This window comes from Enterobacter sp. SST3 (genome assembly GCF_000286655.1).
Lineage (GTDB): Bacteria > Pseudomonadota > Gammaproteobacteria > Enterobacterales > Enterobacteriaceae > Enterobacter > Enterobacter roggenkampii.
Map to the genome: position 1 here is coordinate 1 of NZ_ALNS01000045.1, position 11,692 is coordinate 11,692.

The 11,692-nt window shown below is 57.9% G+C and carries 12 protein-coding genes; 10 read left to right on the forward strand and 2 right to left on the reverse strand.

Annotation, left to right across the window (positions count from 1 at the left end; genetic code table 11):
* Window positions 1-39: 39 nt before the first annotated feature.
* From ugpA to ugpQ, 4 genes are read left to right on the forward strand one after another with little or no spacing between them, the layout of a single operon-like run.
* Entirely contained in the window at window positions 40-927 is an 888-nt protein-coding gene (ugpA, locus tag B498_RS01060; protein WP_008503352.1) for a sn-glycerol-3-phosphate ABC transporter permease UgpA, read from the forward strand.
* On the forward strand, window positions 924-1,769 hold the full coding sequence (gene ugpE / locus B498_RS01055; protein WP_008503353.1) for a sn-glycerol-3-phosphate ABC transporter permease UgpE: 846 nt from the start codon (window positions 924-926) through the stop codon (window positions 1,767-1,769). Before ugpA ends, ugpE begins: the two co-directional genes overlap by 4 nt.
* 1 nt (window position 1,770) lies before the next feature.
* On the forward strand, window positions 1,771-2,841 hold the full coding sequence (locus B498_RS01050) for a sn-glycerol-3-phosphate import ATP-binding protein UgpC (RefSeq protein ID WP_008503354.1): 1,071 nt from the start codon (window positions 1,771-1,773) through the stop codon (window positions 2,839-2,841).
* On the forward strand, window positions 2,838-3,584 hold the full coding sequence (gene ugpQ, locus B498_RS01045; RefSeq protein WP_008503355.1) for a glycerophosphodiester phosphodiesterase: 747 nt from the start codon (window positions 2,838-2,840) through the stop codon (window positions 3,582-3,584). The genes B498_RS01050 and ugpQ overlap by 4 nt, the downstream gene beginning before the upstream one ends.
* Here ugpQ and B498_RS01040 read toward each other — a convergent pair.
* Window positions 3,568-3,945 (reverse strand): DUF2756 family protein, encoded by a 378-nt coding sequence (locus B498_RS01040; RefSeq protein WP_008503356.1) that lies wholly within the window; start codon window positions 3,943-3,945, stop codon window positions 3,568-3,570. The genes ugpQ and B498_RS01040 overlap by 17 nt on opposite strands.
* 123 nt (window positions 3,946-4,068) lie before the next feature.
* On the opposite strand from B498_RS01040, the gene ggt reads away from it, so the two are divergent.
* Window positions 4,069-5,814 carry a gamma-glutamyltransferase gene (ggt, locus tag B498_RS01035; protein WP_008503357.1) on the forward strand — a complete coding sequence of 582 codons (1,746 nt, stop codon included), beginning with the start codon at window positions 4,069-4,071 and terminating at the stop codon, window positions 5,812-5,814.
* Window positions 5,815-5,900: 86 nt separating this feature from the next.
* Here ggt and yhhY read toward each other — a convergent pair whose 3' ends face one another.
* Window positions 5,901-6,389 (reverse strand): N-acetyltransferase, encoded by a 489-nt coding sequence (gene yhhY / locus B498_RS01030; protein ID WP_008503358.1) that lies wholly within the window; start codon window positions 6,387-6,389, stop codon window positions 5,901-5,903.
* A gap of 256 nt (window positions 6,390-6,645) precedes the next feature.
* Between yhhY and B498_RS01025 the strand changes: the two genes are divergently transcribed.
* The 5 genes from B498_RS01025 (at window position 6,646) to gntU (ending at window position 11,597) form a co-directional block, all read left to right on the forward strand.
* Window positions 6,646-7,683: an oxidoreductase gene (locus B498_RS01025; protein WP_008503359.1), complete on the forward strand. Its 1,038-nt coding sequence runs from the start codon at window positions 6,646-6,648 to the stop codon at window positions 7,681-7,683.
* A 123-nt stretch (window positions 7,684-7,806) separates the two neighbouring features.
* A complete protein-coding gene (locus B498_RS01020; RefSeq protein WP_008503360.1) occupies window positions 7,807-8,502 on the forward strand; it encodes a pirin family protein in 696 nt (231 codons plus the stop codon).
* A gap of 101 nt (window positions 8,503-8,603) precedes the next feature.
* A complete protein-coding gene (gntR, locus tag B498_RS01015; RefSeq protein WP_021242747.1) occupies window positions 8,604-9,599 on the forward strand; it encodes a gluconate operon transcriptional repressor GntR in 996 nt (331 codons plus the stop codon).
* 126 nt (window positions 9,600-9,725) lie between these two features.
* Complete coding sequence (gntK, locus tag B498_RS01010; RefSeq protein ID WP_008503362.1) at window positions 9,726-10,253, forward strand: gluconokinase; 528 nt, start codon at window positions 9,726-9,728, stop codon at window positions 10,251-10,253.
* A gap of 3 nt (window positions 10,254-10,256) precedes the next feature.
* Window positions 10,257-11,597 (forward strand): gluconate transporter, encoded by a 1,341-nt coding sequence (gntU, locus tag B498_RS01005; protein WP_014833577.1) that lies wholly within the window; start codon window positions 10,257-10,259, stop codon window positions 11,595-11,597.
* The last annotated feature ends 95 nt before the right edge of the window (window positions 11,598-11,692 follow it).

An 11,692-nucleotide genomic window follows, 5' to 3' on the forward strand; every position in this document is an offset into this window, starting at 1 on the left:
CGTAGCCGCCACCCGGCATTGCTCAGGAACCCAATCTCAATGTCATCATCCCGTCCGGTGTTCCGTTCCCGCTGGCTGCCGTACCTGCTGGTCGCGCCTCAGCTGGTCATCACCGTTATCTTCTTTATCTGGCCTGCGGGCGAAGCGCTGTGGTACTCGGTACAAAGCGTCGATCCGTTTGGGCTCTCCAGCCAGTTTGTCGGGCTGGACAATTTTACCGCGCTGTTCCATGACAGCTACTACCTGGACGCCTTCTGGACGACGATCAGGTTCAGCGCGCTGGTCACCGTCAGCGGCCTTGTTGCCTCGCTGTTTTTCGCCGCGCTGGTGGATTACGTGGTGCGCGGCAGCCGCCTGTATCAGACCCTGATGCTGCTGCCGTACGCCGTGGCGCCCGCCGTCGCCGCCGTGCTGTGGATCTTCCTGTTTAACCCGGGGCGCGGGCTGATTACCCATTTCCTGGCAGAGTTCGGCTACGACTGGAACCACGCCCAGAACAGCGGCCAGGCCATGTTCCTGGTGGTGTTCGCCTCGGTGTGGAAGCAGATCAGCTACAACTTCCTGTTCTTCTTTGCCGCGCTGCAGTCCATCCCGCGTTCGCTGGTGGAGGCCGCCGCCATTGACGGCGCAGGGCCGATTCGTCGCTTCTTCAGGCTGTCGCTGCCGCTGATTGCCCCGGTGAGCTTCTTCCTGCTGGTGGTTAACCTCGTCTACGCCTTCTTCGACACCTTCCCGGTGATCGATGCGGCCACCGCAGGCGGTCCGGTGCAGGCGACCACCACGCTTATCTATAAGATCTACCGCGAAGGCTTCGCCGGGCTGGATCTCTCGGCCTCCGCCGCGCAGTCGGTGGTGCTGATGTTCCTCGTCATCATCCTCACGGTGGTGCAGTTCCGCTATGTTGAAAGTAAGGTGCGCTACCAATGATTGAGAACCGTCGCGGGCTGACGATTTTCAGCCACACCACGCTGATTCTGGGGATCATCGTCATCCTCTTCCCACTGTACGTGGCCTTTGTCGCCGCCACGCTGGACACCAAAGCGGTGTTCGATACGCCGATGACGCTGATCCCAGGCACGCATCTGTTCGAGAACATGAAGACCATCTGGACCCAGGGCGTGGGCGCCAACAGCGCGCCGTTCTGGCTGATGATGCTCAACAGCTTCATCATGGCGTTCGGCATTACGGTCGGCAAAATTACGGTGTCGATGCTCTCGGCCTTCGCCATCGTCTGGTTCCGCTTTCCGCTGCGCAACCTGTTTTTCTGGATGATTTTTATCACCCTGATGTTGCCGGTGGAGGTGCGTATCTTCCCGACGGTGGAAGTGATCGCCAACCTCAAGATGCTCGACAGCTACGCGGGCCTAACCCTGCCGCTGATGGCCTCGGCGACCGCCACCTTCCTGTTCCGCCAGTTCTTTATGACCCTGCCGGACGAGCTGATTGAAGCCGCGCGCATCGACGGCGCGTCGCCGATGCGCTTCTTCCGCGACATCGTGCTGCCGCTGTCGAAAACCAACCTTGCGGCGCTGTTTGTGATCACCTTTATCTACGGCTGGAACCAGTACCTGTGGCCGCTGCTGATTATTCAGGACGTCAACCTCGGCACCGCCGTGGCGGGCATCAAAGGCATGATTGCCACCGGCGAAGGCACCACCCTCTGGAACCAGGTGATGGCGGCGATGCTGCTCACCCTCATCCCACCCGTAGTCATTGTTTTAGCCATGCAGCGCGCGTTTGTCCGCGGCCTGGTCGATAGCGAGAAATAAGATGGCAGGTTTAAAACTTCAGGCAGTAACCAAAAGCTGGGACGGCAAAACCCAGGTGATTCAGCCGCTCACGCTCGACGTGGCGGACGGGGAGTTTATCGTGATGGTCGGCCCGTCCGGCTGTGGCAAATCCACCCTGCTGCGCATGGTGGCGGGGCTGGAGCGCGTAACGTCCGGGGATATCTGGATTGACCGCCAGCGCGTCACCGAGATGGAGCCGAAAGACAGGGGCATCGCGATGGTGTTCCAGAACTACGCCCTCTACCCGCACATGAGCGTGGAGGAGAACATGGCCTGGGGGCTGAAAATCCGCGGCATGGGCAAAGGCCATATTGAGGAGCGCGTGAAAGAAGCGGCGCGCATTCTGGAGCTGGACGGCCTGCTCAAGCGCCGCCCGCGCGAACTCTCCGGCGGCCAGCGCCAGCGCGTGGCGATGGGGCGCGCCATCGTGCGCGATCCGGCGGTATTCCTCTTCGATGAGCCGCTCTCTAACCTCGACGCCAAGCTGCGCGTGCAGATGCGTCTTGAGCTGCAGCAGCTGCACCGTCGTCTGAAAACCACGTCACTGTACGTTACCCACGATCAGGTTGAGGCCATGACCCTCGCCCAGCGCGTGATGGTGATGAACAAAGGCGTTGCCGAGCAGATTGGTACCCCCGTGGAAGTCTACGAGAAACCGGCTACCCGCTTTGTGGCGAGCTTTATCGGCAGCCCGGCGATGAACCTGCTCGAAGGGCGCATCAGCAGCACGGGCACGCACTTTGAGCTGGAAAGCGGGATGGCATTGCCGATCAACTGGTACTATCGTGGCTACGCCGGGCGTAAGATGACGCTCGGTATCCGCCCGGAACATATCGGTTTAACCTCTCAGGCGGAAGGCGGCGTGCCGCTGGTGATGGACACGCTGGAGATGTTGGGTGCAGATAACCTGGCGCACGGGCGCTGGGGCGAGCAAAAGATGGTGGTGCGTCTGGCGCATCAGGAGCGCCCGAAAGCGGGCAGCACGCTGTGGCTGCACCTGCCGGAAAATCATCTGCACCTTTTTGACGGTGAAACAGGACAACGAGTATGAGCAACTGGCCTTATCCCCACGTCGTCGCCCACCGCGGCGGCGGTAAGCTGGCGCCGGAGAACACCCTGGCGGCGATTGATGTTGGCGCGCGTTACGGCCACACCATGATCGAGTTCGACGCCAAGCTGTCGAAAGACGGCGAGATTTTCCTGCTGCATGACGATAACCTCGAACGCACCAGCAACGGCTGGGGCGTGGCGGGCGAGCTGCCGTGGCGCGATCTGCTGAAAGTCGACGCCGGAAGCTGGTACAGCGGCGAATTCAAAGGCGAACCGCTGCCGCTGCTGGCGGAAGTGGCCGATCGCTGTCGCCAGCACGGCATGATGGCCAATATCGAAATCAAACCGACCACCGGCACCGGGCCGCTGACCGGCAAAGTGATCGCCCTTGCCGCGCGCGAGCTGTGGGAAGGGATGACCGCGCCGCTGCTCTCCTCGTTTGAAATCGACGCGCTGGAGGCGGCACAGGCGGCCGCGCCGGAACTGCCGCGCGGGCTATTGCTGGACGAGTGGCGCGAGGACTGGCGCGAGCTGACGACGCGCTTAGCGTGTGTCTCTATTCATCTTAATCACAAGCTGCTGGATGAGGCGCGGGTGAAGATGCTGAAAGACGCGGGACTGCATATTCTGGTTTACACCGTCAACAAACCCCAGCGTGCGGCCGAACTGCTGCGCTGGGGCGTGGACAGCATCTGTACCGATGCGATTGACCTGATCGGCCCGGACTTTAGTTCTGCGGATTAAGCATACTGCCATTCGACTGCGGCGGCAGCATATGCTGCTGTCCGCTGCCTGACGAGGTCATCCCACCTAACATTCCGCCGTTTCTGTTCGGCAGCGGCTGCTCGCGCACCTGCCCCTGCTGCACGCGCTGGGTGTTGGCGTTCATCTGATTTTGCAGGCTTTGCTGCTGCATCTGGGTCTGCGTTCTCAGCTGCTGATTCAGCATCCCTTTTTGCTGCTGTTGCTGGCTCATCATCTCGGTCTGCATACGCTGCTGGCTCGGGATAACGTAACCCGGCTGGTTCGGGTTATTCATCGTATTGAGTGGCTGTGCGAGCGCGGCAAACGGGATCAGCGCCGTAAGAATCAATAAGCGTTTCATTGTCATTTCCTCCTTTTGAGGTCTCTCTTAAGTTTACCCTGATTTCACCATGACGATGATTTTTTAGGAGTTGTGAACCAGGCTTAAGCGGGGAATATGGATCCCTTCACCTGGAGAACAATAATGATGAAACCAACGTTTTTGCGCTGGGTCGCCCTCGCCGCGCTGATGGCAGGCGGTACATTTAGCGTGGCGGCCAACCCGCCCGCGGCGCCTCCGGTCTCTTACGGCGTGGAGGAAGATGTCTTTCATCCCGTGCGGGCAACCCACGGCATGGTGGCGTCGGTGGATGCGCTGGCGACCCGCGTGGGTGTTGATATTCTCAGGCAGGGCGGTAACGCGGTGGATGCGGCGGTCGCTGTCGGCTATGCGCTGGCGGTGACGCACCCGCAGGCGGGGAACCTGGGCGGCGGCGGCTTTATGATGCTGCGCACCAAAGACGGGAAAACCGCCGCCATCGACTTCCGTGAAATGGCGCCTTCTCAGGCGTCACGGGACATGTTCCTCGATGACCAGGGCAACCCGGACAGTAAAAAATCCCTGACCTCGCACCTGGCCTCCGGCACGCCGGGCACCGTTGCGGGCTTCTCGTTGGCGCTGGAAAAATACGGCACGATGCCGCTGAACAAGGTGGTTCAGCCTGCTATCAAGCTGGCGCGGGAGGGCTTTGTGGTGAATGACGCCCTGGCAGACGACCTCAAAACCTACGGCAGCGAAGTCATTCCGAATCACGAAAACAGTAAGGCGATCTTCTGGAAAGACGGTGAACCGCTGAAGAAGGGCGATAAGCTGGTGCAGAAGAACCTCGCCAAAAGCCTGGAGCTGATTGCGGAGCACGGTCCGGACGCTTTCTACAAAGGGGCGATTGCCGACCAGATTGCACAAGAGATGCAGAAGAACGGCGGGCTCATCACCAAAGCGGATCTGGCGGACTACAGGGCGGTGGAGCGCGAGCCGATTAGCGGCACCTACCGCGGGTACGAGGTCTTCTCCATGCCGCCGCCGTCTTCCGGGGGCATTCACATCGTGCAGATCCTCAACATTCTTGAAAACTTCGATATGCACAAGTTCGGCTTCGGCAGCGCGGATGCCATGCAGATAATGGCGGAAGCGGAAAAACGCGCCTACGCTGACCGCTCGGAATATCTCGGCGACCCGGACTTCGTGAAGGTGCCGTGGCAGGCGCTGACCAACAAGGCGTACGCCAAATCCATTGCCGATCAGATTGATATCAACAAGGCCAGGCCGTCGAGCGAGATCCGTCCCGGCAAGCTGGCGCCGTATGAAAGCAACCAGACCACCCACTTCTCGGTGGTGGATAAAGACGGTAACGCGGTGGCGGTGACCTATACGCTCAACACCACCTTCGGCACCGGGATTGTGGCGGGCAACAGCGGCATTCTGCTGAACAACGAGATGGATGACTTCTCCGCCAAGCCGGGCGTGCCGAACGTCTACGGGCTGGTCGGCGGCGATGCGAATGCGGTAGGGCCGAAGAAACGTCCGCTGTCGTCCATGTCGCCCACCATCGTGGTGAAAGAGGGCAAAACCTGGCTGGTAACCGGTAGCCCGGGCGGCAGCCGGATTATCACCACCGTATTACAGATGGTGGTAAACAGTATCGACTTTGGGATGAACGTCGCCGAAGCGACTAACGCCCCGCGTTTCCACCACCAGTGGCTGCCGGACGAGCTGCGCGTCGAGAAGGGCTTTAGCCCGGACACCATTAAACTGCTTGAGCAGCGTGGGCAGAAGGTGGCGGTGAAAGAGGCGATGGGCAGCACCCAGAGCATTATGGTGGGGCCGGACGGAGCGCTGTTTGGCGCATCAGATCCGCGTTCGGTGGATGATTTGACGGCGGGGTATTGATGTGTTGCCCGGTGGCGCTGCGCTTACCGGGCCTACAACTGCACGAACGTAGGCCGGGTAAGGCGAAGCCGCCACCCGGCAAATCATTACTTCATTCTCGCCATATAATACGCGTCCACATATTCGCCGTTGCGCAGGGCAAATTTCTTGCCGGTTCCTTCGATTTCAAAACCAAAATTTTTATAGAGGGCAACTGCCGAGGGGTTATCGGCAAAGACCGTCAGTTCGATACGTTCAATACGCAACCAGTTGTCACACAGGTTGATCATCTCGCTCATGAGCCTGCGGCCTACGCCGCGTCCCTGCATATCCGCAGCCACGCTGATGCCGAATGTGGCAACATGGCTGCGACGCGGGTTTTCCATTACGTCCAGTGCCATATGTCCAATAACGCGCTGGTCCAGACAGGCAACGAGATGGCGCCGGCCTGGTTTTGTCGCAACGCGTTCGTGCCACATTTCCATAGAAGGATGAGGGAGCTGTAGCGTGTCGTGATACACATCAGGATGCGACATGATGTCACGTAAAGCTTCTGCATCGCTGGGTTCGATGTGGCGTATCACTATCTCACTCATTCCTTGTTCCTCAGTCAGTTAAAAGGCCCTTCCAACATCAATGACTTTAAAATTTGAGTCAACCGCTATTTTTTGCAAAAAGTATTGGACAAGTGCGAATGAGAATGATTATTATTGCTCTGCATTCAGGAAGACCGCTACGGGAACCTGAAAGCACGACATTGCTCACATTGCTTCCAGTATTACTTTAGCCAGCTTTTAGCTGGCTTTTTTTTTGTTATGGTTAGACTCAGTAACCTTCCAAAAGGACTGAGCCATGACACTACACTGTGCATTTATTGGATTTGGCAAAAGCACCACCCGCTATCACCTGCCGTATGTCCTCAACCGTAAAGATACCTGGCATGTGGCCCATATCTACCGCCGCCGCGCGAAGCCGGAGGAGCAGTCTCCGCAGTACTCCCACATCCATTTCACCAGCGATCTCGATGAGGTGCTTAACGATCCGCAGGTCACGCTGGTGGTTGTCTGCACCCACGCCGACAGCCATTTTGACTATGCGAAACGCGCGCTGGAAGCGGGCAAAAACGTGCTGGTAGAAAAGCCGTTCACCCCGACCATCGCCGAAGCGAAAGCGCTGTTCGCGCTGGCGAAAAGTAAAGGGTTGACCGTCACGCCGTATCAGAACCGTCGCTTTGACAGCTGCTTCCTGACGGCAAAAAAAGCGATTGAAAGCGGCAAGCTCGGCGACATTGTGGAGATCGAAAGTCACTTCGATTACTACCGCCCGGTGGCGGAAACGCAACCCGGACTGCCGCAGGATGGTTCGTTCTACGGGCTGGGGGTGCACACCATGGACCAGATCATCTCCCTGTTTGGCCGCCCGGACCACGTGACGTATGACATTCGCAGCCTGCGCAATAAAGCCAACCCGGACGATACCTTCGAAGCCCAGCTGTTCTACGGCGACCTTAAAGCCATCGTCAAAACCAGCCACCTGGTGAAGATCGACTACCCGAAATTTATCGTTCACGGCACTAAAGGTTCGTTTATCAAATACGGTATCGACCAGCAGGAGACCAGCCTGAAGGCCAATATCATGCCGGGTGAACCAGGCTTTGCCGCGGACGATTCCGTGGGCGTGCTGGAGTATGTGAACGACGAGGGCGTGACGGTCAAAGAAACGTTGAAGCCGGAAACCGGCGACTATGGCCGCGTCTATGATGCGCTGTTTGAGACCCTCACAAACGGCACGGCGAATTACGTCAAGGAATCTGACGTTCTGACCAACCTCGAAATCCTTGAGCGGGCCTTCGAACAGGCTTCTCCTGCCACGGTAACCCTCGCAAAATAAGCAAAAACGGCTCCTCTGCACTTGTTCACAATTTTTGAACAGAGGAGTCAATTTTCACCCCCTATGATCCCAGGCCGTTTGCGTCCACACTTACTCCATCGAAACGAACTGAGGGTGAAAACAATGATCTACTTACGCAAAGCAAACGAACGTGGTCACGCGAATCATGGCTGGCTGGACTCATGGCATTCATTCTCGTTTGCCGACTACTACGACCCGAACTTCATGGGCTTCTCCGCACTGCGGGTGATTAACGACGACGTGATTGATGCAGGCCAGGGCTTCGGTACCCACCCGCACAAAGACATGGAAATCCTGACCTATGTGCTGGAAGGCGCGGTTGAGCACCAGGACAGCATGGGCAACAAAGAGCAGGTTCCGGCGGGCGAGTTCCAGATTATGAGCGCGGGTACCGGGGTGCGTCACTCCGAGTACAACCCAAGCAAAACGGAAAAACTGCACCTGTATCAAATCTGGATCATTCCAGAAGAGACCGGCATCACGCCGCGCTACGAGCAGCGCCGCTTCGACGCCAAACAGGGTAAACAGCTGGTGCTCTCCCCGGATGCGCGTGAAGGCTCCCTGAAAGTGCATCAGGATATGGAGCTGTACCGCTGGGCGCTGGCGAAAGATGAACAGTCCGTGCATCAGATTGCCGCTAACCGCCGCGTCTGGATCCAGGTGGTGAAAGGGGAGGTGTCCATCAACGGCACCAAAGCGACAACCGCCGATGGTCTGGCCATCTGGGATGAGCAGGCGATCTCCGTGCATGCCGACAGCGAAAGCGAAATTCTGCTGTTTGACCTGCCGCCGGTGTAATAAAACATAAATAAATCCCCATCCTTCCCTTTGACAGGGGAAGGATGGGCTTTGTCCGTGGTAAACTGAGCGAATCTCTCACTTCAAGATTTCTCAGGACGATGAAAAAGAAACGCCCCGTACTTCAGGATGTCGCCGATCGCGTCGGTGTGACCAAAATGACGGTCAGCCGTTTTTTACGTAACCCGGAACAGGTTTCCGTGGCGTTACGTGGCAAGATTGCCGCTGCCCTTGATGAACTGGGTTACATCCCCAACCGTGCACCCGATATTCTCTCGAATGCGACCAGCCGCGCGGTGGGCGTTCTGCTTCCTTCTTTGACCAACCAGGTTTTCGCCGAAGTATTACGTGGAATTGAAAGCGTCACCGATGCGTTTGGTTACCAGACCATGCTCGCCCACTACGGGTACAAGCCGGAACTCGAAGAGGAACGTCTTGAATCGATGCTTTCCTGGAACATTGACGGCCTGATTTTAACCGAACGTACCCACACTGCCCGCACGCTCAAAATGATTGAAGTGGCCGGTATTCCGGTCGTGGAGCTGATGGACAGCCAGTCGCCGTGCCTCGACATCGCCGTCGGCTTTGATAACTTCGAAGCGGCGCGCCAGATGACGGCGGCCATTATCGCCCGCGGGCATCGTCATATCGCCTATCTGGGTGCGCGTCTTGATGAACGTACTATCATCAAACAGAAGGGATACGAGCAGGCGATGCTCGACGCGAACTTAACCCCGTACAGCGTGATGGTGGAGCAGTCCTCTTCCTATACGTCGGGTATTGAGCTGATGCGTCAGGCGCGACGCGAGTATCCGCAACTGGACGGTATTTTCTGTACCAACGATGACCTTGCGGTCGGCGCAGCGTTTGAGTGCCAGCGTCTGGGGCTGAAGATCCCTGATGATATGGCGATCGCCGGTTTCCACGGCCATGACATCGGTCAGGTGATGGAGCCGCGTCTGGCGAGCGTCCTGACGCCGCGTGAACGTATGGGCCGCATTGGCGCAGAACGCCTGCTGGCGCGCATTCGTGGCGAGACGGTTACGCCGAAAATGTTAGATTTAGGTTTCACCTTGTCACCGGGTGGATCTATTTGAACTGACAAATTTGAAGTAGCTCACACTTATTCACTTCGCGCACGTTTGGATATTGCTTCTCTTTTGCCCCGGCAGGACAATGTTACCGATAACTGTTACCCGTAACAATTGACTGAGGGACACCCTTTGAGCACGACTAATCACGATCACCACGTCTACGTCCTGATGGGCGTTTCCGGTAGCGGGAAATCAGCCGTGGCCAGCGAAGTGGCGCATCAACTCCAGGCTGCGTTTCTTGATGGCGACTTCCTCCATCCGCGCAGCAACATCATGAAAATGGCCTCCGGCGAGCCGCTGAACGACGACGACCGTAAACCGTGGTTGCAGGCGCTGAACGACGCCGCGTTCGCGATGCAGCGCACCAATAAAGTCTCCCTGATCGTCTGCTCCGCGCTGAAAAAAACCTACCGCGATCTGCTGCGTGACGGCAATCCGAACCTCTCTTTCATCTACCTGAAAGGGGATTTCGAGGTGATTGAAAGCCGCCTGAAGGCGCGTAAAGGTCACTTCTTCAAAACCCAGATGCTGGTGACGCAGTTTGAAGCACTGCAGGAGCCGGGTGAAGACGAAAAAGACGTCTTAGTGGTTGATATCGATCAGTCACTGGAGGGTGTTGTTGCCAGCACCATCGAGGTCATTAATAAAAGGCAGTAAGTTTTGAGTACATTAACGCTAGTTTTGACAGCAGTAGGTTCGGTATTGCTGCTGTTGTTTTTAGTGATGAAGGCGCGCATGCACGCCTTTGTTGCTTTGATGGTGGTTTCTATTGGTGCTGGTCTCTTTTCCGGTATGCCGCTCGACAAGATCGCCGCGACAATGGAAAAAGGGATGGGCGGTACGCTGGGCTTCCTGGCGATTGTGGTAGCGCTGGGCGCGATGTTTGGCAAGATTTTGCACGAGACGGGCGCGGTCGACCAGATTGCCGTCAAGATGCTGAAATCCTTCGGCCACAGCCGCGCGCACTACGCGATTGGTCTGGCAGGGCTGATTTGCGCGCTGCCGCTGTTCTTCGAAGTGGCCGTTGTGCTGCTCATCAGCGTCGCGTTTTCTATGGCGCGCCATACCGGCACTAACCTCGTCAAGCTGGTCATTCCGCTGTTTGCGGGCGTGGCGGCAGCCGCAGCGTTTCTGCTGCCGGGGCCTGCGCCGATGCTGCTGGCGTCCCAGATGCACGCTGACTTTGGCTGGATGATCCTGATTGGCCTGTGCGCGGCAATCCCGGGGATGATTATTGCCGGTCCGCTGTGGGGCAACTTCATCAGCCGTTACGTTGAGCTGCACATTCCGGACGACATTACCGAGCCGCACCTGGGCGAGGGCAAAATGCCATCCTTTGGCTTCAGCCTGTCGCTGATCCTGCTGCCGCTGGTGCTGGTGGGCCTGAAAACCATCGCCGCGCGCTTTGTGCCGGTCGGTTCTACCGCCTACGAATGGTTTGAGTTCATTGGTCATCCGTTCACGGCGATCCTGGTGGCGTGCCTGGTGGCGATTTACGGTCTGGCGATGCGTCAGGGGATGCCAAAAGACCGGGTGATGGAGATCTGCGGTGCGGCGCTGCAGCCTGCGGGGATTATCCTGCTGGTTATCGGCGCAGGCGGCGTGTTCAAGCAGGTGCTGGTGGATTCCGGCGTGGGCCCGGCTCTGGGCGAAGCGCTGACCGGGATGGGCTTGCCGATTGCGGTCACCTGCTTTGTGCTGGCTGCGGCGGTGCGTATCATCCAGGGTTCCGCCACCGTGGCGTGTTTAACCGCCGTGGGTCTGGTGATGCCGGTGATTGAACAGCTGAACTACTCCGGTGCCCAGATGGCCGCGCTCTCTATCTGTATCGCGGGCGGTTCGATTGTGGTCTCTCACGTTAACGACGCCGGCTTCTGGCTGTTCGGTAAGTTTACCGGTGCCACCGAAGCGCAAACCCTGAAAACCTGGACGCTGATGGAAACTATCCTCGGCACGACGGGTGCAATTGTCGGGATGATTGCCTTTACGCTGCTCAGCTAAATGCACTGATTTAACAAGGCAAAAAAAGGCCCGGTAGCGTCAGCGCTTACCGGGCCTTTTTATTATCCAGGGCGTCAGGCCGGGCCATAACCCGG